14 protein-coding genes are annotated in these 24,389 nt (G+C 41.9%); 9 read left to right on the top strand and 5 right to left on the bottom strand.

What is annotated here, in order from left to right; translation table 11 throughout:
• Positions 1–258: 258 nt before the first annotated feature.
• Positions 259–1,455, bottom strand: a complete 1,197-nt coding sequence (locus P2W72_RS03385; RefSeq protein ID WP_276359480.1) for a TlpA disulfide reductase family protein — start codon at positions 1,453–1,455, stop codon at positions 259–261.
• Between the two features lie 475 nt (positions 1,456–1,930).
• Here P2W72_RS03385 and P2W72_RS03380 point away from each other — a divergent pair, with 475 nt between their 5' ends.
• The 9 genes from P2W72_RS03380 (at position 1,931) to P2W72_RS03340 (ending at position 18,157) form a co-directional block, all read left to right on the top strand.
• A complete protein-coding gene (locus P2W72_RS03380; RefSeq protein ID WP_276359479.1) occupies positions 1,931–3,394 on the top strand; it encodes a hypothetical protein in 1,464 nt (487 codons plus the stop codon).
• Positions 3,391–4,914, top strand: a complete 1,524-nt coding sequence (locus tag P2W72_RS03375) for a hypothetical protein (RefSeq protein ID WP_276359478.1) — start codon at positions 3,391–3,393, stop codon at positions 4,912–4,914. Before P2W72_RS03380 ends, P2W72_RS03375 begins: the two co-directional genes overlap by 4 nt.
• Before the next feature lie 24 nt (positions 4,915–4,938).
• Positions 4,939–6,414: a neutral/alkaline non-lysosomal ceramidase N-terminal domain-containing protein gene (locus P2W72_RS03370; RefSeq protein WP_276359477.1), complete on the top strand. Its 1,476-nt coding sequence runs from the start codon at positions 4,939–4,941 to the stop codon at positions 6,412–6,414.
• Positions 6,415–6,429: 15 nt separating this feature from the next.
• A complete protein-coding gene (locus P2W72_RS03365) occupies positions 6,430–7,992 on the top strand; it encodes a hypothetical protein (protein ID WP_276359476.1) in 1,563 nt (520 codons plus the stop codon).
• Between the two features lie 18 nt (positions 7,993–8,010).
• Positions 8,011–10,980 carry a PVC-type heme-binding CxxCH protein gene (locus P2W72_RS03360; RefSeq protein ID WP_276359474.1) on the top strand — a complete coding sequence of 990 codons (2,970 nt, stop codon included), beginning with the start codon at positions 8,011–8,013 and terminating at the stop codon, positions 10,978–10,980.
• 63 nt (positions 10,981–11,043) lie between these two features.
• Positions 11,044–12,651: a N,N-dimethylformamidase beta subunit family domain-containing protein gene (locus tag P2W72_RS03355; RefSeq protein ID WP_276359473.1), complete on the top strand. Its 1,608-nt coding sequence runs from the start codon at positions 11,044–11,046 to the stop codon at positions 12,649–12,651.
• A 73-nt stretch (positions 12,652–12,724) separates the two neighbouring features.
• Positions 12,725–15,877 (top strand): PVC-type heme-binding CxxCH protein, encoded by a 3,153-nt coding sequence (locus P2W72_RS03350; RefSeq protein WP_276359472.1) that lies wholly within the window; start codon positions 12,725–12,727, stop codon positions 15,875–15,877.
• 26 nt (positions 15,878–15,903) lie between these two features.
• Positions 15,904–16,725, top strand: a complete 822-nt coding sequence (locus P2W72_RS03345; protein WP_276359471.1) for a DUF1080 domain-containing protein — start codon at positions 15,904–15,906, stop codon at positions 16,723–16,725.
• Positions 16,726–16,795: 70 nt separating this feature from the next.
• Positions 16,796–18,157 carry a DUF1080 domain-containing protein gene (locus tag P2W72_RS03340; protein WP_276359470.1) on the top strand — a complete coding sequence of 454 codons (1,362 nt, stop codon included), beginning with the start codon at positions 16,796–16,798 and terminating at the stop codon, positions 18,155–18,157.
• A gap of 84 nt (positions 18,158–18,241) precedes the next feature.
• Here the strand turns inward: P2W72_RS03340 and P2W72_RS03335 are convergent, their stop codons facing one another.
• The 4 genes from P2W72_RS03335 to P2W72_RS03320 form a co-directional block, all read right to left on the bottom strand.
• Positions 18,242–19,462: an MFS transporter gene (locus P2W72_RS03335; RefSeq protein ID WP_276359469.1), complete on the bottom strand. Its 1,221-nt coding sequence runs from the start codon at positions 19,460–19,462 to the stop codon at positions 18,242–18,244.
• A 154-nt stretch (positions 19,463–19,616) separates the two neighbouring features.
• The gene (locus P2W72_RS03330) at positions 19,617–21,005 is read right to left on the bottom strand and encodes a LutB/LldF family L-lactate oxidation iron-sulfur protein (RefSeq protein WP_276359468.1); all 1,389 of its coding nucleotides are present in this window, start codon (positions 21,003–21,005) and stop codon (positions 19,617–19,619) included.
• A 168-nt stretch (positions 21,006–21,173) separates the two neighbouring features.
• Entirely contained in the window at positions 21,174–22,688 is a 1,515-nt protein-coding gene (locus tag P2W72_RS03325; RefSeq protein ID WP_276359467.1) for a M28 family peptidase, read from the bottom strand.
• 77 nt (positions 22,689–22,765) lie between these two features.
• Entirely contained in the window at positions 22,766–24,370 is a 1,605-nt protein-coding gene (locus tag P2W72_RS03320) for a M28 family peptidase (protein ID WP_276359466.1), read from the bottom strand.
• Between the last annotated feature and the right edge of the window lie 19 nt (positions 24,371–24,389).

Raw genomic sequence — 24,389 nt, 5'->3', positions numbered from 1 at the left:
CGATAACAGAATCTCTTTCTTAAACCGGATAAACTCTGTACAATAGCTTTACAGAAAACTATCCTGATCATATGACCTGATTTAATTTCTGTCAATATTCCTTTATTATATAGGATAATTCCCCCAATAAAGTAATAAATTTCGTATCAGATATTTAAATCTGAACGTTACTGTTCATATCATTTACCTTATTGATACATTCTGCAGGAGGTTTTAACTAAATTTTCAGCAATATTAAAAGAGGATATACAACATACTTCAATTTTTATATTCTTGTAAAGAATCCTGTAAGAATTTGTCTAAATCGTCCAGTTCTATGTCCCGTCTTATTATCTTTCCATGTTTGTTTACTAAATAATTTAATGGCAGCCGGGTAGCTATAAAATTCTCGATATTTTTAGAATCTTTGGGTTTAACCGATTCGCTTACATTATACCAGGGGATATTATCATATTTAGATATTTTTATCCACCACTCTTTATCTTTATCCACAGAAACAGCAAGGATATCAAAATCCTTGGTTTTATATTTTTGATAGATCACTTTTAACCGGGGTGTTTGGTAGCGACAGGGGAGGCACCAGGAAGCCCAAAGATCTATTAAGGTATATTTTTTCTTTGTATAATCATATTTAAAGGGCTTTCCGTAAATATCACTTCCGTAAATTTGCGGTACATCTCCTCCTATCCTTAATTTTTCTACAGATTTAAGAAAAGTATAAGCTTTTTTGGCATATTCTGTTTTTTTGACTTCCGGATCTAAGCCATCCAATACATTTTTATATAATGAATAGTTCTCGAAAAAATCTGGCATTTGGGTAATTAAATAGGGAGTGATCAAAGTAGAGGGGTTATTTTTAATATACTCATATGTGCCTTCGTGGTAGATAAGTCTTTCTTTGTTTTCTATTATGCTTGATGAGTCGAGGTACTTTTTATACTTGTCATTATTCCCTTGTTGTAAAAAGATATCTGCCAGGTGAAGGTATTTTCGTTTTTCGGCAAGCAGCCTTTTTCTTTTTAAATTTACGCCTGAATAGTATTCATCTAATTTCTGTTGCGTGGGTGATGTGGACCTGATACTATGGTAATTTTGTAGGATTTGATATTTACCATTCGCCTGAAAAAAATATTTTCCATTCTTTTCCAAATACAATTGACAAGGGTGCAACCACCCTTCAACAGTAAATTTTCCCTCCCGATACGGAATATTATTATGAAAATCGATATAATAAAAGCCTTTTTCCGGAACGGTACTATTAAATTTAAACTGATTATTTCTTACAATAGTAGAGTCGTAAACTTCAGTTAAATCTAAATTTGTAAGCCTTACTTTTGTGCCGTTTATACTATCTACTTGTCCTGTAATAATGATTCCGTCAATGTTATTTCTGCATGCAGGTGATATCAAAATTACTGTGAGTATAGCTATTACAGATATTTTTATTTGATTCATATATCTTTTTTACCTGATTTTAAACTAATTTAATACATTCCTGCGGTGATAAATCATATAAATTTGTATATAACTTAATTTAATTAACTCAGCTTGTTGCAAAATCTAATTCTCCGGTCATCACCTTCAACCGGTTTATTTTTCTTAACAGATTTCTTATTTGATTCAAATATTCTGATTGTATGGTCTTATAGGAGAGTTTATCAGGGAGCTGAAAGGTGCCGGGCAGGATTCCGGGGCTTAAGTCCGGCGAAAATGCAGTGTCATACAGCAGTGATTTAGAAGGATTTGTTAAGTCACGTGTACAACTGACTATTATGTCAGAGGGTAAGCCGCTTTTGAATTAAAACAGGGGCTGAACATTAACAAGATATTTTATTAACTTAAGCATGCTATAAATTTAATTTTCAGCAGCTGAGCCGGGTTCGGGCAGGATTGATAGGAAAGGCTGTTATTTAATCTGCAATCTATACCTATGAACCTAAGACCCGGAGTTGCCTGCCTTGCTTTTGCATTGCTCTTCAGCTCAATTTTTTTAATTTTTTCTCCGATTGTTTCTGTTGCTCAGCATGCGGTTTTTCGTGCGGGTGCATCAACTGCAAATATTACACCACCACTGGGAGAGGGTATTGTAGGCAATTTTGGTGTTCCCCCTCCGGCAATGCATGTACATGACGAACTTCACGCACGCACACTTGTGCTGGATGATGGGAAGCTTAAACTTGTATTTGTGATTGTGGACAATGTGGGAGTGAACAGGGAGGTGTTTGATGCTGCCAGAAAACTTATTCAGGATGAAACTCAGATTTCCGGAGAACAGGTTCTGATGTCGGCAGTACATACCCATTCTGCAACGAGTGTCAGCGGAATTGGAGAGAAAAGGAGGGGCTGGAATGTGGGCAAACCTCTCGACGATTATCAGCGTTTTCTGGTGCGTCGCATAGCCGATGGAGTGCGTGTGGCATTAAATAATCTGGAACCTGCCCGTATAGGCTGGGGCATTGGAAATGTACCTCAGCACCTTTTTAACCGTCGCTGGAAAATGAAAACCCCGGTAACCAATCCTTTTGGAGCGAAGGATCAGGTGCTTATGAATCCTGGTATTGCCAATCCGGATATGCTTGAGCCTGCCGGTCCGACTGATCCCGGAGTTTCATTTATTTCTGTACAGTCATTGCAGGGACGCCCGATTGCTTTACTTGCCAATTACTCCCTTCACTATGTTGGGGGGCTTCCAAAAGATCATATCTCTGCTGATTATTTTGCCGTTTTCGCAGATCGTATTCAGGAATTGCTGAAGGCTGATCGTCAGGATCCTCCTTTTGTAGGTATTCTGTCGAATGGCACTTCCGGAGATGTCAATAATATCAATTTCCGGGGTCCGGCAGAAAAGCATCCTCCTTATGCTAAAATGAGGATCGTAGCGAATGATGTGGCTGCTGAAGTTCTTCGTGTTTATCAGACAATTGAACATAAAGACTGGGTGCCCTTGGCGGCAGCACAGTCAGAGTTGAATCTGATGGTCCGTAAGCCGGATGTGCAAATGCTTGATTACTCCCGTAAGGTTCTGGCAAAACCAGATACCGAAACTCCGGTACACCGTCTGGAAAAAACTTATGCTGAAAGAACTATCCAGACCCTTGAATGGCCTGATCAGATCAATGTTATTCTTCAGACTTTTGGTATAGGAGAACTTGGGATTGCAGCGATACCTTTTGAGGTATTTACTGAGACCGGACTGGAGATTAAAGCTAAAAGTCCTTTCAAAACTACATTTACTATAGAACTTGCTAACGGTAATTATGGATATCTGCCTACTCCGGAACAACATCAGCTTGGAGGATATGAAACCTGGCTCGGTACAAACAGGGTGGAGAAAGAAGCGTCCCGGAAAATTGTAAAGGATCTGCTTAAACTTTTTAACAAGATAAAAAAATGAAGTATAAAGAAATAATTTTAACTTTTATATTGACTTTATCACTTGTTGTTTACGATGTTAGTGCGCAGACAACAGTATTCAAAGCCGGTTTTGCCGAGCGCGATATTACTCCGGATATCGGTATGGAGTCTCCGGGCAATTATGGGAAAGCACATCATAAGACCTTTCATGACCCATGTAAGGTTCGTGTCGCGGTGTTTGATGACGGGCTGAAGCGTACAGCACTTGTAGGTGTTGATTTACTCTTTGTGACACGTCATCTGGTTCAGGAGGTACGTGCCGAAATTCAGAAACGCTGTGGTATAGATCCTGCTTCTGTAATGATCGGTGCATCCCACTCTCATTCATCCGGCCCGATTGGCATGGGAGAACCAGGTGATTTTGACAAAGCCTCACCATTGGTTAAGGATCTTGTAAACAATCATTCCATAGTTTCTGATCCGGGATATACACAATTGCTTAAAAAGCAGATTGTTGATGCGGTCGTGATCGCCTATAATAATCGTACAGATGCCAAACTTGCAGTGGGGAACGGTCATGAAGATAAGGTATCCTTCAACCGTCGTTTGCGGATGAAGAACGGAATGAGTTATTCTCATCCGGGGGCAGGAAATCCGGATATCATTGATTATGCCGGACCAATTGACCCGCAGGTGGGTACTGTTGGTGTCTGGGATTTGAAGGGCAATTTGCTCGGAACAGTGGTGAATTTTTCATGCCATGCCACCACTAATCCGGGAGGCATTTCTGCAAACTGGATTGGTGCAATGGAGAAAACGATTCGCGGTGCAACAGGAAACGCTGCTTTACCGGTTGTTTTTATGCAGGGCGCATGCGGTGATATCACGCAGGTCGATAATCTGACGAAATTCCAAAATCCGGGAGCTGAAGAATGGTGGGATATAGTAGGAGGTCGTGTTGGTGCTGAAGCTTATAAAACTTTATTACTTATTCGCCGGGGAGCAGGAAGTGAAATCCCACTGGATAGCAGACAGCGTGTATGGACAGTAAAGCGCCGTATTCCTACAGCTGAAAAAGTTCAGAAGGCATTCGAACTTGTGAAGGCAGGCCCTGAGAAGTCGGGTACTACCGAATGGACTTTTGCAAAGGAAATCCTTGTATTAGATGCAATCATCAAAGCAAGGCCATTAGTTGAAGTTGAAGTTCAGGCTATTCAGGTGGGTCCAATGGTATTTGTATCAAATCCTGCAGAGTATTTTGTTCAGTATGGTCTGGATATTAAGGCAGGAAGTAAATTTCCATTCACATTTGTAGTGGAACTCGCTAACGGTATTACAGGATATGTGCCAACTGAAGAGGCATTGGGACCAAATGGTGGTGGATATGAAACCCGTCTTACGTCTTACAGTAATCTGGAGGTTTCGGCCGGAAGGCAATTCGCCAATACCGGTATTGAGCTGGCTAATCAGATGGTACCCGGAAAAGTTCCTTTGCCGCCTCCACCGCCACCATTTAAGGCACCATGGGCTTATGGTAATTTGCCTCCTGAATTGAAATAAATTGATAAACCAGCTTCTGATTAAATGATAAAAAACGTTTTTTCAATAACTTTCTTTTTTGTTCTGGTAATGAATTCGATGTTGCTACCGGCGAATACTTCCTTTCAAGACGAAGGGTTCAAAGCTGGAGCATCTAAAACCAGGATGACACCTCCCATTGGAAGCATAATCGGTGATTCTTACGGTATCAGGGTTTCTGAAGGAGTGCATGATGATCTTTACATCAAAACCCTGGTTTTTGAGCACGGTGGAGAGAAGGTTGCATTTATCACTCTGGATGTCATTAGTTTGCCGCATTTGCTGGTAATGAAAAGCAGGCAATTAATTTTTCAGCAAACGGGAATAGCAGTAAACAATATTATCCTGAATGCCACTCATGCTCATGCCGGGCCTCAGATGAACCCGCTTTTCTGGGATGTTCTAGGAGGATCCGCAAAGTTAAAGAGTCAGGAGTATACCCATAATCTCCCTGAACTTATAGCGGTAAGTGTAAAATCGGCTGTTTCTAAAATTCAGCCTGTTCGTGTATCTGTTGGAAGTGTTCAGGAGAATACCATAAGCTTCAACCGGCGCTATTTGATGAAAGATGGAGGATTCAGAACCAATCCCGGTAAGTTGAACCCGGATGTTGTGAGGCCGGCCGGACCGATTGATCCGGCATTATCTATAGTGTATTTCGAATCTCTGGATAAGAAGCCGGTAGCTATTTTGGTTAATTTCGCTTTGCATGTTGCTATTGTTGGCGGTAACCGGTTCTCCTCCGATTTTCCCGGGGTAATGTCTGAATTGATTGGGAAGATAAAGGGGGAGGAATTCGTGACTATATTTACGAATGGAACCTCGGGGAATATCAATCATGTAGATGTTTCAAATCCTGATCAGTTAAGTGGATTTGATGAATCCAGACGCATAGGGACTATTTTGGCTGGCAGAGTACTTTCTGCACTCCCTTCATTGCGTTCAGTTCCAATTCAGTCCCTGAAAGCTAAAACTCAAGCCATTAATTTACCGGTTTTCCGATCCGTAGAACAAAGTGAAGCTGAGTGGGCAAGGGACGTGATTTCAAAATTTGGGAAGTCTGGTGGTTCCGGATTTACAGATGTAGTAAGTGCATGGAGAATGCTGGACCTTGTAAAGTATCAGGGCGGACTGGAGTCAAGACATAAATCGACCACAACTGTACCACTTACAGAGGATGGTACAGCCCTTGAAACTGAAGTTTCTGTAATAGCATTTGGCGATCAAATGGCGCTGGTGGGCTTCCCCGGTGATGCCTTTGTGGAACTGGGACTCGGTATAAAACTAAACTCACCTTTCCCTTTTACAATCGTTAGTGAACAATCCGGAAATGGAACAATAAGCTATATGCCAAATAAAAAAGCATTTCCCGAAGGTCAATATGAAGTGAACAGTGTACGATATAGCTCAGGGGGTGGTGAAGTTTTGGTTGATGCTGTAATAGAGAACTTGATTTCAATATTTTACCATAAGAGACAGTAAAAAAATGAAAAGTATATGAGAAGTTTAAAAACCAAGTCGGGTATTCTCAAAATATCTGATAGTTCTGATGTGTGCAGATCTGTGCCCGAAGTAGCTAAAACTACATTTTTAGTAAAAATTGTTAAGTCAAGCTTTTCTCGCCTGTGCATCTCAATGTTACTATTCAGTAGCATCCTGATTATTGCTCAAACTGTATTTGCACAGCCTGCCAAAGTCTTCAAAGCAGGAGCAGCAACCAGTAATATCACCCCTAAAATAGGCACATCGATTAATGGGAATATGAAAGACGGTATCGTCAAACAGATTCATGATGAAACTCATGCCCGTTGTATTGTTCTTGACGATGGGAAGACAAAATTGGCCATGCTTACTGTTGACCTATGTATGATTTACAGGGAAGAGCTGGATGCAGCCAAACAGAGGGCGCATGAATTAACGGGTATTCCGGTAGAAAACATGATGATGTCGGCAACACATACACATTCAGGAGGCACTGCATGTTCAGTCTTTCAAAGTGATCCGGATCAGGAATACCTGAAATTTCTTAGGGAAAGAATCGCTGACGCTGTAATACGGGCAAATAATAATCTGGCTCCGGCGCGTATTGGTTGGGCGGTTGGCAGGGAAGAAAATCAGGTGTTTAATCGTCGATGGAAAATGAAACCCGGCAAACCATTAATGAATCCATTTGGTACAGAAGATCAGGTAAAAATGAATCCCGGTGTCGCTAATCCGGATCGTCTTGAACCATCCGGCCCTACAGATCCGGAACTGCCAATTATTTCAATACAAACCCCCGAAGGCAGACCGGTTGCTTTGCTTGCAAATTACTCCCTTCATTATGTTGGAGGAACCGGCCCAGGTGAAATATCAGCAGATTACTATGGAATGTTTGCCGAACGAATGAAAGTCTTGCTGGAGTCGGACAATAATGGATTTCCTCCTTTTGTAGCGATGCTGTCAAATGGAACAAGCGGAAATATTAATAATGTCAATTGGTTTGCAAATGAACCTCTTCCTGTTATGCGTCCTTATGAGAAAATGCGCCAGGTCGCCAATGTCATAGCTGCCGAAGCTTATAAAACTTATCAAACTATCCGTTATCATGATTGGATTTCTTTAAGTTCTGCACAAACAGAGATTAATCTGGGAGTACGCTTACCTAAAAAGGAAGAGATTGAACATGCAAAAGGAATCATTGCGAAAGCAAGTGGGCCGGTAATGAATACAATGGAAGAAATTTATGCCCGTGAGACTATGCTAATCAAGGATTTTCCAAAACAAGTACCTCTTATTATTCAGGCTTTTCGAGTTGGGGATCTCGCAATCACAGCAGTACCTTGTGAAATATTTGTTGAAATTGGTTTGGATATCAAGGCTAAAAGTCCGTTTAAGCCAACATTTACAACATCTCTGGCTAATGGTTATAATGGCTATTTACCAACTCCTGAGCATCATAAATTAGGTGGATATGAAACCTGGAGAGCAAGATCCAGCTATCTTGAGGTAGATGCCTCCACAAAAATTACTGAAAATATTTTGGAGCTTCTCCGTAAACTGGAAAGCTCAAAACCATGAATTTATCTATGATTAACTATGAAATCCCTCTTTTTTAAACGAAAATTAACACTATTCATCTTTGTATTGCCTGCCCTGATTTTCCTGATCATTGCCTGGCAAAATAATTCGCGTACCACCGAAATTAAGAAGGCTCTTGAGAGCTTCAGGATTGAGGAAGGAATGCGTATTGATCTGATTGCTGCCGAACCGCTGGTGGTCGACCCCGTCGCATTTGTATTTGACGAGAACCGTCATATGTATGTGGTTGAAGATCGTGGATATCCGGATCCTGCGGAAGGAGGTGCTCCAACCAGACTTGGAAGGATTGCTTTACTGAAGGATACAAACGGGGACGGCAAATATGACAAACGAACTGAGTTTGCAGAAGGGCTGACATATCCGAATGGTATTTTACCCTGGAAAGGAGGGGTGTTTGTTACCTGCTCTCCTGATATTTATTATATGAAAGATACTGATGGGGATGGTGTTGCTGATATTAAGAAGGTAGTACTTACGGGCTTTTTTGCAACCCAAACCGCCCAGATCAGGACAAGCCATCCGATACTCGGACTGGATGGATGGATTTACATTACCGGCGGACTTAACGGAGGGAATGTAACTTCTCCTGAACATCCCGACAGACCGGCTGTTTCCTATAAATCTGCTGATGGCCGTTTTAATCCGGAGACCATGGAGTTTCAGGTTACCGGAGGAAAAAGTCAGTTTGGATTAACTTTTGATCCCTATGGCCGGCGTTTCGGGACATCCAATCGCCATCCGGTGATGCATGCCGTGATGGAACCCTGGTATCTGAAAAGAAATTCAAGTCTGCTTTTTAATGAAAGCGTGCAAAATGTTTCCAAAACAGAGGCTGAAGCAGTGGTTTATCCAATCTCTAATGCTGTGACCAGTGCCGATTTTATTCCTAAACTCATTGGTCGCTCCCATGCGGGAACTTTTACGGCTGCAAGCGGTTTACTCGCTTTTAATGGAACAGCTTTAAGTCCTGCGCATCAGGGTAATATTTTCATCTGTGAGTCTGCTCAAAATCTGGTACAGCGGCAGATTGTTTCACCGTCTGGTGTATCATTCAGTTCAAAAATTCCTTATGAAGGAAAAGAGTTTTTATCCTCTACAGATGAATGGTTTCGTCCGGTATTTCTACAGCATGGTCCTGAGGGAGCTTTATACCTGGCAGATATGCACCGAAAGGTAATTGATCACCCGGCCTATATTCCTGCAGAAGCCAGGCCAGGTCTGGACTGGGAAAGCGGAAAGACTGATGGAAGAATCTATCGGATCGTCAGAAAAGATTTTAAAGAGAATCCGGCAGCACTTTCTGCCCGTTTAAATTCGGGGAGTTCAATAGCTGAAATTGTGGCTGTACTTTCCTCTCCTGAAGAGTGGGAGCGGGCAACTGCACATCGTTTATTAATTGAAAAAAATGATGCTTCAGCAGTAATGCAGCTTCGTAAAATAGTATTGGAGTCGGCATATCCTGAAAGCCGTGCCCGTGCTTTATGGATATTGAATTCACTGAATTCACTGGATGCTGTAAGTATCCGCAGAGCACTTACTGATAAGGTTTCAGGCGTGCGTGAGCAGGCGGTATTGCTTGCAGGGAATCTGAGTACAAAATATCCTGAACTGGTTCAGATTTTAACGGCATCTGCAAAAGATGAGGCAATCCGTGTTCGGTTCAATACTGCATTGGTTCTAGGTTCGCTTGAAGGAAATGGTGTGGTAGAGGCGATGGCCTCAATAGCTGCCCGCGATGGTGCGGATCAATGGGTACGGGCAGGAGTTTTAAGTGGTATCGAAAAGCGTATGCCTCAGTTTCTTAACGCATTCAGAATGCAAAAAAATGCTGATCCTAAAGCTTTTTCTGCTGTGATGCAGGATCTTGGACGTTTATTAGGCAATGGCGGAACTGTAGCCGATTCACGTGTTTTCTTTAAAGACGTACTCAATTCTTCGTCGGGTATGGACTGGCGAATCTCAAGTTTGCTGGGTTTAGCTGAGGGGGCCTCAGGAAGGCTGAAAGATTTTGGTACTTCAAGCAAGGGGCTGATCTATGCAATTCAGGGTTCACCGGCATCTGTACAGCAGCTGGATAATTTTATTGCTGCCACTATCAGAGTAGCAGAAAATCCTGCTGCACCTGTCTCTGAGCGTATTCGTGCTACCGCACTTCTCGGTTTTACTGATTTTGAACGTTCTCAGAAAACACTTCAAAAGCTGTTAGACCCACGTACCGCACCAGACCTCATGCTGCAAACGGTTGCAACAATCAGCAGACTGAATGATCCGCGGGGAGCTTCTTTACTTACCGAAAAACAATCCTGGAAAGCATATACTCCCAGAGTTAAATCTTCGGTAATCGCGGCTCTGGTATCCAAGCCTGCTTATATTCAGGTATTATTCACAGCAATTGAAGGAGGGATCATTACCGGAGCTGAAATTTCTTCTGCAGATCGTGTCCGCCTGATCTCTTACAAGGATACAGCAATCAGTGAACGTGCGAAGCAGCTGTTTAACGATCTGGAGGGTGGCGACCGTATGAAAGTGTATCAGGATTATAAACAAAGTCTGAATGCTTCTGCTGATCCTGGATTGGGTAAAGCAGTATTTCAGAAAGCATGTTCGGCCTGTCATACTTATCAGAAAGAAGGAGGAAAGGTTGGGCCTGACCTTACCGGAGTTAAAAATCAGCCGGCTGAAGCGCTGTTGCTTCACATTCTGGTTCCAAATTATGAGGTATTGCCGGCCTATCAATCAGTTTCGGTCAGTACAAATGATGGGCGCTCAATCAGCGGATGGCTGGTTTCAGAAACAGAGAACAGTCTGACATTGCGTACCACTTTCGGAACAGATGAATCTGTATTACGTAAGAATATTGCGACATTAAGCAATAATGGACTATCCTTAATGCCCGACGGTCTGGAGAATACAATCTCCAAAGATGAAATGGCAAAACTGATAGCTTATTTGAAGAGTGGTTCCTGAAAAAAAAAATAATTTCCCTGAATACGATTAAGGATTTTTATGACCCCCTTTTAGTTGAACAGAATGAAAAAAGTAGTGAATAATTTAACCCGTCGCAAATTACTGAAAGACGCTGCCAAAGCGGGAATTTTGGGGGTAATGACACCATTAACAGGTATTGCAGCGGCTGCACCTCAAAAGAAGGGGTTAATTCATACCGAGAACCAGAAAGAAGGAACTACCGATTGGCAATTAACCTATGTCAAATCAGAAGAGTTTCGTTCAAAAGAGATCGAAGGTTTTTGTTCAAAAACAAGCCTTCGGACCGGAGAATCCCTGGATATATTTGTCAGCACTTCTGTTCAGACTGATGTGAGCATCGATTTGTATCGGATGGGTTATTATGGAGGTAAAGGCGGTCGCTTCATGCAAAGCTTAGGCCCGTTCCGGGTGCGTACCCAGGCTGTTCCTCCAATAGCTGAACATCGTCTGAGAGAGTGTGACTGGGAACGTACCACTTCTTTTAAGGTACCTGAAGACTGGCTCAGCGGAGTTTATCTCGGGAAGCTTTCCTGCAATGCTCACCGTTACGAAAGTTATATTATTTTCATTGTAAGGGATGATAGAAAAGCTGATCTGATGTTTCAAACCAGTGATACAACCTGGCAGGCCTATAATAAATGGCCGGATACCAATTTTTCACTTTATACCAGCGATCCTCCGCTCCAACCGCATAGCGGAAGAACATGGTCAAGCTTCGATCGCCCCTATAGCAAGTATCCACAGGTAGTTGACCAGCCTCTCTCTCAGGGCTCCGGTGAGTTCCTGCTTTGGGAATTTCCACTCTGCTTCTGGTTAGAGAAAGAAGGTTATGATGTAACCTATTGTTCAAATATTGATACTCATTCAGATCCTGAGGGGCTGAACAGAGTCAGGTGTTTTCTTTCAGTAGGACATGATGAATACTGGACTCTTCCCATGTTTGAAAATGTGAAAAATGCTGTCGAAAAGGGACTTAACGCCGCGTTTTTATCGGGTAATTCACTGATGTGGGTTATTGATCTGAAGCCAGGAGTTAAAATGGATCCGACAAAACTGGATAAACCTTCGGGATTAAGCAAGAGCGGAGGGGATCGCCTTGAAGTAATACCCGATGCCGGAGAGAATCCCAACCGAACGATTTACAGGATTGGACGTTTTGGCGGAATCAGTAAAACTGAAGAGGCATTGGGTATCATGGGGCCGTTTGCACGTAATGACTGGCCTAATGAAAATACACTGATAGGAGCCAGAACGATGTATCCTTTCAATGGTTCTGCCGACTGGATTGTAAGTAAACCTGAACATTGGATATTTGAGGGAACCGGAATTAAAAAGGGTGATAAAATAAAGGGGCTTGTTGGCTGGGAACATCATGGTGATCCGGCAGATATTCCAGGCTTGGAGGTGGTGGCAGAGGGTACTACAATCAATAGTGCCGGTGCAAAATCTTATTATACAGCAACAGTTTATCCCGGAGCTAAAGGTAACTGGGTCTTTAACGCAGCAACAATTTACTGGTCGTTCGGATTGGCGGTGCCTCCGGGTGTAATAACCCCTAATTCACACTTTGGCCGTCCGCACGGTGTGGACGAAAGAGTTCAGAAAATAACCTCTAATTTTTTAAAGCGCTGCGGGATTCGGGTGCCTTAATGATGAATAAACAGAATATTAAAACCAGTATAAAAATTGTACATTAAAGCATTCAATTGTAACATTATACTTCATGAAAAAATTCGGTCTGGCATTAAAACGTACTTATAAATTCCCATTTTATATTCTGCTAGTTTGTTTTGTTCTCTTTATTCTTGCAAATAAGGGAAAAGAAACCGCAGTTGCTGAGCTCGACGGGTTGAAAGTGCCCGAAGGGTATACCATTGAAAGAGCTGTTGATCCGTCTATGATTTCCTATCCGATGTTTGCTTCTTTTGACGGTGATGGCAGACTCTTTGTATTTGAATCTGATGGCAGCTCTCCTACCAATGAGAGTATGCTAAAAAAGCCTCCTTATCATATTCGTTTACTTGAAGATACCAATGGCGATGGCATTTTTGATAAGAGCAAGATCTTTGCTGACTCACTTTCTTTTCCCAAGGGAGGGGTATTTTATAATGGGAGTCTATATGTTACATCTTCGCCTGACCTGATAAAGCTTACCGATACTGATAATGATGGTGTAGCTGATAAACGTGAAGTTATCCTGACAGGTTGGGTATTGAATTCCAATGGAGCCTTACTCGGAGGGCCTTTTATGGGTCCCGATGGCTGGCTATACATGACTGATGCCCGGAGAGGGTTTGACATTACAACAAAAGAGGGGCAAAATCTGAAAGGCAGCAGTGCCAGAATCTGGAGATGCAGACCTGATGGAAGTGGGCTTGAATCAATGGCCGGTGGAGGGTTTGATAACTCAATTGAGATTGCTTTCATGCCATCAGGAGAAACATTCGGTACCATGACGTATTTTGTAGATCCTCAGGGAGGATATAGAGATGCCCTGATGCACTGGGTTGAAGGTGGAGTTTATCCAAAGCCAAACCCTGTAATTGAAAAAGATAAATTCACAATGACCGGTGATCTGATGCCGGTAATGACCAAAATGGCCAGGGTAGCACCTTCCGGCTTGATGCGTTATCGTAATCACACTCTGGGTAAGGAATATCAGGGTAATGTTTTCAGTGCAGAGTTTAATACAGGTCGTATCATGCGCCATCAGATAAGTGCCGATGGGGCCTCTTACAAAACGGTAGATTCGCCTTTTATTACCTCCACTGTTCAGGATATGCACTTAACGGATGTTCTGGAAGATGCGGATGGAAGTATGCTGGTATTGAATACCGGAGGCTGGTTTATTTTAGGTTGTCCGTTGTCAAGAGTAGCCAAGCTTGATGTTCCGGGTGGGATATACCGGATTAGAAAGATTGGTACTCCTGGACTTAAAGATCCATGGGGAAAATCTTTGGATCTTAAATCTATGACCGCTCAGAAACTTGCTGAAACACTCAGGGATTCCAGATTGGCTGTGCGCGATAAGGCTATTGAAGCTCTGGTACAAAAAGGGGAAGCAGCTGTTTTGCCAATAAAAAACACAGTATTGAAGTCTGCAGATCCGGAGATTCGTGCTGCCGGAATATTTGCTTTATATCGTATCGGAACAGCAAATTCGATTAAGGAAGCCAGATCAGGATTGTATGATGCGAATCCGGTTGTCAGAACTTCTGCGGCCCGGGTGATGGGGCTTGCAAAGAATAAAGAATCGGTTTCCAAATTGATGGAATTGATTCAGAAAGATACTGCTCCGGTACGCCGTCAGGCTGCAACGGCACTGGGTCAGATTGGAGATAAAGTTGCAGTGCAAGCATTACTGAATGCATCTGCAAGCAATAAAGATCGCTTTGTTGAGCATGCGCTGATTTATTCCCTGATCAGCTTAAAGTCGCCTGCACCGCTCACTGCGGCATTAAAGAGTCCTTCATTGAGCATCCGAAAAACTGCACTTATTGCTCTGGATCAAATGGAAGGCTCTGTGCTTAAGAAGGAGGATCTGGTTTCATTCCTGAACAGTAAAGATGAACAACTTCGTAAAACAGGCATCTGGGTAGCTTCACACCATCAGGATTGGTCTGATGTGGTGATCAGTTTCCTGAGAGCCCGTTTGAGTAATCCTTCATTGTCTGATGCTGACGTGGCTGCGGTTCGCGACCTGATGATTACTTTCAGTCAGAACAGGCAAATGCAATCTTTCATGACCGAACAGTTGCAGAATAATGCAAAAACTCCTGCCCGGCAAACTTTCCTGATTGATGTGATTACACATTCATCTGTCAGGGAAATCCCATCAGAGTGGGTAGGGCAATTGAGTAATCTGCTCGATAAAGGAAATACAGAGATCAGGTCGCAGGTGCTGGGATTGATCGAAGCCAGAAGGATCAGGGCATTGAACGATAAGTTAAAATCGATTATTCAGGATCAGGGAACTTCTGCTGATTTCCGCCTCAAGGCTCTCAGTTCAAAATTGCTTTCTGAACCTAAACTATCTGACTCGGAGTTTCAGTTGGTATTTGTTTATCTGGATAAGAAATATGAATCCCCACTCAGACAGACTGCAGCCAGATTGCTGGTAGCTGCTGACCTGAGTGATATGCAGCTTGTTAAACTGGCAAAAGAACAATTACCTCAGGTTGAGGCCTTCCTTCTTCCAAATCTGGTGAGTGCTTTTGAAGGTAATTCAAATTCAGATGTAGGGGAAGCACTTGTTGCAGCGCTCGGTAGTTCATCTGATCGGCTTGAAAATATAGCTGAACAGGATCTGCAAAGTCTTTTGAGTAAATATCCTGTGAAAGTTAAGAATGCAGGAACACCGCTTCTCGAAACTCTTCGCCGTAGAAATGAAGCTCGTTTGTCTGAATTACAGGCTTTGGAAGCTAAACTCAAAACAGGGGATGTTGCCAATGGAGCAAAAATATTTTTTGGTAAGGGTGTTTGCGGTAGTTGCCATGCGGTAGCGAATAAAGGTGCAGATTTTGGCCCTGATCTTACCAATATCGGACAGATTCGCTCCGGGCATGATATACTTGAGGCGATTTTGTATCCGGGTGCCAGTTTTGCCCGTGAATATGAAACCAGCCGTATCAGTACAAAAACCGGTACTTACACAGGTGTGATCAAAGAACAATTCCCCGAAGCGATCATTATTTCAACCGGACCGGGATTAAAAGTTCGTGTTCCCCGTTCAGAGATTACCGGAATTGAACCGGTCAATGTTTCAATGATGCCACCGGGACTGGATAAGCAATTAAGTGTTGAAGAGCTGTCAGATCTGATGGCTTATCTCAATTCACTTCCTGATGGATTGGGAACTATCAGAAAAAAGAATTAATCTAGATGAATATTTAAAACCTTAAAATGAAAAATACAATTCTCTATTCTCTTGCACTTATTTTTTTTCTTTTTGTCGCAGAATCATGCGGAACAAAAAGGGTAGTACAAAATGAAATCGTTAAATATTCGGGTAAAACGCAAAGCTTGTTTAACGGGCAAAACCTTGATGGCTGGTATAAATTTATCAAAGGCAGGGGGCGTGATGTTGATCCCAAGACTGTTTTTTCAGTTGAGAACGGAATGATCCATGTTAGTGGTGAAGAATATGGTTGCATCACTACGAATGAGGAATACAGCGATTATAAATTGGTAGTTGAATTTAAGTGGGGGCCAAAAACTCATGCTCCGAGAATAGATAAAGCAAGGGATGGCGGGATACTTCTTCATTCAACAGGTGTTGATGGCGGTTATTCAGGAACCTGGATGTACTCAATCGAGTGTCAGATCATTGAGGGGGGAACCGGAGATTTTCTGGTTGTAGGAGATGGTACTAAAAACTTTTCTTTAACCAGTAATGTAGCACCTAAAACAGGTAAAGGCAATGTTTATAAGGCAGATGGACAGCCATTGACAATCAATTCAGGAAGAATAGACTGGTGGGGAAGGGACCCTGAGTGGAAAGATGTACTGGGTTTCAGAGGTAAGCAGGATGTTGAAAAAGAGGTTGGCAAATGGAACAGAATAGAGTGTTTTGTGAAAGGAGATAAAGTTTCTGCTTATTTGAACGGTGTTCTGGTTAATGAGGCATACAATGTGAGACCAACAAGGGGTAAGATTCAGCTACAATCTGAGGGGGCGGAGATGTTTTTCAGAAAAGTTGAGATCACTCCCATCGCAGCTGAATGATCGACAGCTTGTCTTTTAATGTTTAATGATAAAATAATTTATATTCTTTAATTCAATGAAAATGAACCTAATGAAAATTTTCCGCTCCGGTTTGCTGACAGCACTTTTGATCCCGGGATTTCTGGTTTATGGAGCTGATCGGGTAAAAGGTACCCTGCCGGCTTCGCATAATATTGTACCAGCTGCTTTGCAGGAACAGGGTTTTGTAGCGCTTTTCAATGGCAAAGATTTATCGGGCTGGAAAGGTTTGGTTGGAGATCCGGTCAAACGGTCTAAGATGGATGCAAAAACACTTGCTGCAGCTCAGAAGAAAGCAGATGAGGAAATGAGAGAGAGCTGGAAGGTAGTGGATGGCGAGTTAAGATTTATGGGCCATGGAAATAATATCACTACAGTTAAAAAATATGGTGATTTTGAAATGCTCGTAGATTGGAAGATCATTGATGACGGTAAGAAAGAGGGAGACGCAGGGATTTATCTCAGAGGCACCCCACAGGTTCAGATCTGGGATAATGCGCGCGTTAATGTAGGAGCTCAGGTTGGTTCAGGAGGACTTTATAACAATAAGGTCCATGAAAGTAAACCATTAAAAGTTGCGGATAAAAAGCTGGGCGAGTGGAATACATTCAGAATTTTGATGAAAGGCGATCGTGTTACAGTTCATTTGAATGGTGAGCTGGTAACTGATAATGTGATTCTGGAAAATTTCTGGGACAGAAACCTGCCAATATTTGCCAGGGAACAGATTGAACTGCAGGCTCATGGTTCACCGATTCATTATCGTAATATTTATATCCGTGAAATACCGGCTGTTAAACCTTTTCAGTTAAGTGCAAAAGAGAAGAAAGAGGGCTTTAAGGTTCTTTTTGATGGTACCAATATGTTTAACTGGCAAGGTAATACAAGAGATTATATTACCGAAGATGGAGTGCTGGCAGTTCGCCCGAAATCGGGAAAGAGTACAGGGAATCTCTATACCAAAGAAGAGTACAGTGATTTTATTTTCCGTTTTGAGTTTCAGTTAACTCCCGGAGCCAATAACGGACTGGGAATCAGGGCACCACTTGGAGGTGATGCTGCTTATCAGGGCATGGAATTGCAGATTCTCGATAACGATGCACCGGTTTACAAAGATCTGAAAATCTATCAGTACCATGGATCAATTTATGGTACTGTTCCTGCAAAGAGAGGGTATTTAAAGCCGACTGGTGAGTGGAATTATCAGGAAGTGATTGTTCAGGGACCGAAGATTAAAGTTATTTTGAACGGGACTGTTATCCTCGATGCTGACATTACAGATGCCAGAAAGAACGGTGCAGCAGATGGCCAGAAGCATCCCGGATTAATGCGCGAACGCGGTTATATCGGATTCCTCGGGCATGGTTCACCTTTACAGTTCAGGAATATCAGGATTAAAGATCTGAGTAAATAAGCATAATTAAAATTCTGAAGCAAAAAGCCCCGGCAGGATTTCAAACTTGCCGGGGCTTTTTATTTCAACTTTAAGCTTTTGTCTTTAAGCTTTTACCTTTTTTTCAGGTTCTCTGAAGAATATCAGGAAAATTATTAATACAGCCAATGAGCCCCAGGCCGGATAAATCCAGATTCCCTGCCAGTCATGTGCCATTGTTCCTGCAGCCTGCTCAAGTGTATGTACTGCCTGTGAAACACCGGCAAGGTGAGTACCCACAAATGCTCCCAAACCCCAGAGGATGAATGCAATTAGTCCCTGAGCTGCGCCTCTGATACGCTCATTAGCTTCTTCGTCAACATACAATTGTCCGGCTATGAAGAGGAAGTCATAACATACTCCGTGAAGTAAAATAGCCGCAAATACAAATGTTGTTTGCATGCTTGCTGAGTCAACGCTGCCTGCAAGCAGGAAGTAACGGGTTGCCCAGGCCAGTATTCCGATGAAGATTGTTTTCTTGTAGCCAAATGATCTCAGCATCAATGGCAGCAGAATGAGGAAAAGAATATCCGATACCTGTGCAAGTGACATTTTTGCTGCTGAACGGGTCCAGCCCAGTTCAATCACGAACAGGTTCATGTTCACGAAATAGAAATAAAGTGGGATACAGATCAGAAACATGCATCCGATGAAGATGGCGAAGGATGGTTTTTTCAATAAGGCGAGTGCATCCAGACCAAGGATTTCACCCATACTAACATCCTTGCCGGTTTTCATAGGTGGAGTATGTGGTAAAGTCAGGCAGAACAGACCAAATAAAATGGAGATTGTACCTGCTACATAAAATTGAACAGCTGAAAGTTCACCCTCAAAGGCAAAGCTGAGTAATATGCCTGCTGCGATCCATCCTACAGCCGAAAGTGTTTTTACCAATGGGAAGTCGCGCTTGGGGTTTTCAAGATGATGCAGGGAAACAGAATTACCGAGCGCAAGTGTAGGAACATAGGTGCAACAATACAGAATCAGCATCGGGTAGAAGCTGCCGAAGGTGGTCATTTCGGGGAGTAAGAATAAAAGTAATCCTCCGAAAATGCCAAGGAATGCCAGTATTTTTTCAGAAGCAAAATAGCGGTCGGCAATGAGGCCTACAAAGAAAGGAGCAATCATTGCCCCTATGGCGAAAGCACCATAAGCAAGTCCGATTTGTTCACCACTAAACTGAAGGGTTTTACTGAGATAGGTCCCCATACTTACATACCATGATCCCCAGATCAGGTATTGTAGAAACATAAAGATTGCTAATTTGATTCTGATTTGTTTTTGCATACAGGCGGTTTATTGAGTGATTAATTAATTATTTAAGCTATGGAATAAAAATTAATTAATGCTAATAATTATGGAATATTTGAATGCACAGGGATAGTACATCTCTGGGTGATAGTTTTTTCAGGAAAACGGATTGGAATGAACCTTTAGAAAATTAATTCGAATTCTCAGACTGCCTTTCCTGCCATTGTTTGCTGAATGATTTTTCGGCAACTACAGGAAGTTCGCGGTGCTTACCCCAGCTCTTTTTAAAGAATGTCCGGAGCAGAAAATTCTTGAATTTCCCTCCAACCATATCCATCTTTTTGCGCTTGCTCATTCCGATTTTCCAGCCTTTCCAGCCGATACTTTCTGATTTAGGGCTCAATCCTTCCTTAACGGCATCCCTGCGGTTAAGAAGGAGCATTTTATGAATGTCAATCTTTACCGGACAAACCTCAGTACATTTTCCGCAAAGGCTGGATGCATAACTAAGGTGTTTGAACTCCTTCATTCCTGCCATGTGCGGAGTAATGATGGAGCCAATCGGTCCGCTGTAAGTGGTCTCGTAGGTATGACCACCAATGTTTTTGTAAACAGGACATGCATTTAAACATGCACCGCAGCGTATACAGTATAGTGCCTGGCGCTGTTCTTTCTGTGCAAGCAGGTTGGTGCGCCCGTTATCAAGCAGTATAACGTACATCTCATCAGGACCATCACTCTCATTATTTTGCTTTGGTCCGCTAAGTATGGTATTGTAAACAGTAAGATTTTGTCCGGTACCATGTGCAGAGAGCGTTGGCCAGAACAAATCAAGATCATTGATGGAGGGAATGAGTTTTTCGATTCCAACAATGGCAATGTGTATTTTAGGAAAAGTAGTGGTCAGTCTGGCATTGCCTTCATTTTCTGTCACTGCTATACTGCCGGTATCGGCAATCAGAAAATTGCCGCCGGTGATTCCAATATCGTAAGACGTATATTTTTCTCTTAGCAATTCCCGGGCCTTCAGTGTAAGTTGCTCCGGACTTGAATCAATTGGAGTTCCGAATTTTTCATGAAACAACTTTGCAATATCTTCCTTACTAAGATGCATTGCAGGAGTAACGATGTGATAAGGTTTTTGTCCGAGAAGCTGAACAATATATTCGCCCAGATCACTTTCTAAAGCTTCAATATGATTTTTTTCGAGAAATTCGTTCAGATGAATTTCCTCGGTTGCCATGGATTTTGATTTGATTACAGTTTTGGCATTCGCTTTTTTAATAATCTGAAGGATCTCTTTTCTGGCTTCTTCGGCATCGTTGGCCCAAATCACTTTACCGCCTTTTTTCTGGAAATTAGTCTCGAATTCCGGCAAAAGCTTATCCAGATTCTCCATTACCTTCCACTTAATCGTATGTGCTTTTCGCTTTGAGTTTTCAAGATTGGCAAACTTTGAAAGGCCACGGGCAACGGCGGTATTGTATTTACCAATATTGTAATTGATAATACGGCGATGGTCTAAATCAAATGCTTTAGTATCAGAGGTATGGATGAAATCGCTGGCTAACTTACTCATTATGCGAATTTAACTATTTTGAGGATAATTGACCCTGAATCCTTCAAATTTCAAAGAATTCAAAATGCACGACTTATATTTTTTGAAACAGATGTAACGAAAAGCAGCTATAACACGTCTATATGGAAATGAGATTGAGAATCTGATCAGGTTCAGCCTTTGATTTAATCATTTTCTAACCGGAAGAACATCAACAACAGGTCTTTTATCCCGGTTAGCAAGGTCCCAACCGGTGAAATAAGCCAGTTGTGCACGCTTGCTCAGAAGGTGAAAATTGATTTTACTGATCTCATCACTTCCTTTATGATAATCTTCATGTTTGCCATTATAGTAAAATATAACCGGAACTCCGCTTTTAGCGAAATTGTAATGGTCTGACCAGTAATAGATCTGATCATCAGGTGCATTATGCTTATAGTCGATCTTCATTTTAGTGTAAACGGCATTGGCATTTTCACTGATTTTGTGAAGGTCGGAGCTTAACCTGTCGGCTCCAACCAGGAAACAGTAATTAGCTGAATCAGGAGAGTTTTTATATTCGAATCCGATTCTGCCAATCATGTCAATATTAAGGTTTGTAATTGTTTTGGCCATAGGAAACACCGGATTCAGGGAGTAGTACTCTGAACCTAAAAGGTTTTTTTCTTCTCCGGTAAACATCAGAAAAAGAATACTGCGTCGTGGCCCATGTCCTTCTTTTTTTGCCCTGGCAAAGGCTTTTGCAATAGCAAGGACACCCGAAGTTCCTGATCCGTCATCATCGGCACCATTGAATACTTTATCTTTCCCTCCATCTGTATTCAGCCCGATATGATCATAATGTGCTGAATAAACCAGTACTTCTTCCTTAAGGTCTGTTCCTTCGAGATATCCCAATATATTGAATGATTTTAACGGCCTTTGAACGGGCCCGTAGCTCATTTTAATTTCGGCTTTTAGTTGGAGGGTGGTTAAATTCTCATTGTTTTTTTGAAGATTTTCGACTGTTTTTCCTGACCTGCTCAACATAAGGTTTGCAATATCCTCACTGATCTGAATTATGCCCGGTGCATTTTCCCTGATTGGTAAACTTTCTCTGATGCCATTTTTAACACTCAGGCTTACAGCAGAATGGTGTGAATATTTTGCGTTTCGTTCTTCTGTATTGAGAGTAACTATCAATGCAGGCTTTTTACTTTTTAAATAATTTTGACGGCTTATTTGCTCAGAAGAATTTCCATTTAGAATTATTAATATCACTTTACCGGCTATTTCAATGTTTTTTAATTCAGATTCTGGCCGATTACCAATAAAAGTGATTTCATTTACCTGTATATTTTTAGCTTCTCCGCTACCACTGAACCAAAAGTCTTTTCCCGGTTTAAGTATCGAATTATTGACCTCAAAAGAATTGGCAATCATTGAAGTCTCGATCAGTTGGACATCCTGCAGATGCGATCCGTTTACAGGAGCAAGTAGGTTCAGCTTTCTGAATTCTTTCGCAATATATGCTGCAGCCATTTCTGCACCCCGTTTGCCGGCCTCTCGTCCTTCATATTTATCAGATGCCAGGATGCTTAAGTGTTTTCTGGTGATCTTTGGATTGATTTCAGCAGAATATTTCTGAGCAATGGGATCCTGAGCATAAACAGATAGCGATATCTGTGCAATAAACATGAGATAGAGTAATGTTTTCCTGATCATATCTTCTCAAGTTAAAAAAATGCCTGCTTTGGTCAAAAAAAAAGCTTCCGTAGAGGGAAGCTTTTTGATTTTTAATTTTATCTGCTGGCGGGCATGTCATTCTTAACATCAACAACCGGCCTTTTATCACGGTTTAACAAATCCCATCCGGTATAATAAACCAGTTGAGCCCGTTTGGCCAGAAGCTTGAAATTGATCTTGCTCACCTCGTCGCTTGGTTTATGATAATCTTCATGTACCCCGTTAAAATAGAATATGATCGGAATATTGTGCTTGGCAAAATTATAATGGTCTGAGCGGTAATAGATTCTCTCAGGGTCTTTAGGGTCATTATACTTATAATCAATCTTCATTTTGGTATAAGTAGCATTTGCATGTTCACTGATCTTATGCAGGTCAGTACTTAGCTTGTCTGATCCGATCAGGTAACAATAGTTCACTGAATCTGCTGAGTTTTTATATTCTTCACCGGTTCTGCCAATCATGTCAATGTTAAGATTGGTAACAGTATTAGCCAATGGGAAAATGGGGTTTAATGAGTAATATTCAGAACCAAGCAAACCTTTTTCTTCACCGGTTACCAGCAGAAACAGGATGCTTCTTCTCGGGCCATTTCCTGATTTTTTTGCTTTTGCATAAGCTTTGGCAATTGTCAGTACTCCGGTAGTTCCTGAACCATCATCATCAGCGCCATTGTTGATTTTATCAGTGCCACCGTTCTCTGTAATTCCAACATGGTCGTAATGTGCTGAGAAAACTACTAACTCATCCTTCAGGTCAGTTCCTTCAAGGTATCCCAAAACATTCACTGATTTTACATCTTTCTTTACCGGGCCATAATTAATGGATACATCAGCCGGCAATGTCTGAGATTGCGGAGTTCCGCTGTTATCAATCGCTGATTTTAAAGCCTCATAGGTTTTACCCGATTTTTTCAGGAATTGATCAGCAATCTCAGGTGTAATATTAATCTGGGCTATAGCTCCTGAGCGGGGGGCTGTAACAGGCAGGTCTGCTTTTTTAATGCTCAAACGACCACCAGACGGGCTGTATGATTTCAGGGCTTTAGTTACATCCGGACTAACTGCCAGAATCAGAGAAGGATCCTTACTCATCACATATTGAAGACGTTTAAATCTGTTAGTGCTCCAGTCTGAAGCTGCAGAGGTCTTGCTGATTGCAGAAATGCCATTGCTCATTGGCTCACCTTTATTAATCATTAAAACCACTTTTCCGCTGATGTTGATGTTTTTCAGATCATCATAATTGTCGGCGCCAATTCCGTATCCGATAAATACAATCTCGTTAGCACTTATTTTTTTTGCATCACCATTTCCACTAAATAGAAAGTCTTTACCAATGGTTAACGCTTTGTCATTTGCTGTAAATGAACTTACTTCAAATTTGGTTTCAATTAAAGGAACCTCCTGAAAATAGGAACCATTTACCGGAGCTTGTAATTTCAGTTTTTTGAATTCAGTTGCAATGTATTCTGCAGCCATTTCAGCACCATGTTTCCCTGTTTCCCTTCCTTCAAATTTGTCGGAAGCAAGAATATTCAGATGTTTTTTAGCCTGTTTTAAACTAATTTGTGCTGCATATTTCTCTGCATTCGGATCTTGGGCAATAGCGGGCAAGCTAAAGCCCAATATGAGCAATGCCCATAAGGATTGTTTTTTCATTATAATAATTGGTTGTTAG

The sequence above is a fragment of the Daejeonella sp. H1SJ63 genome (assembly GCF_029360775.1).
GTDB lineage: Bacteria > Bacteroidota > Bacteroidia > Sphingobacteriales > Sphingobacteriaceae > Daejeonella.
Note: the sequence above shows the minus strand (reverse complement) of the source record. Positions and strands in the feature narration are given on the sequence as shown.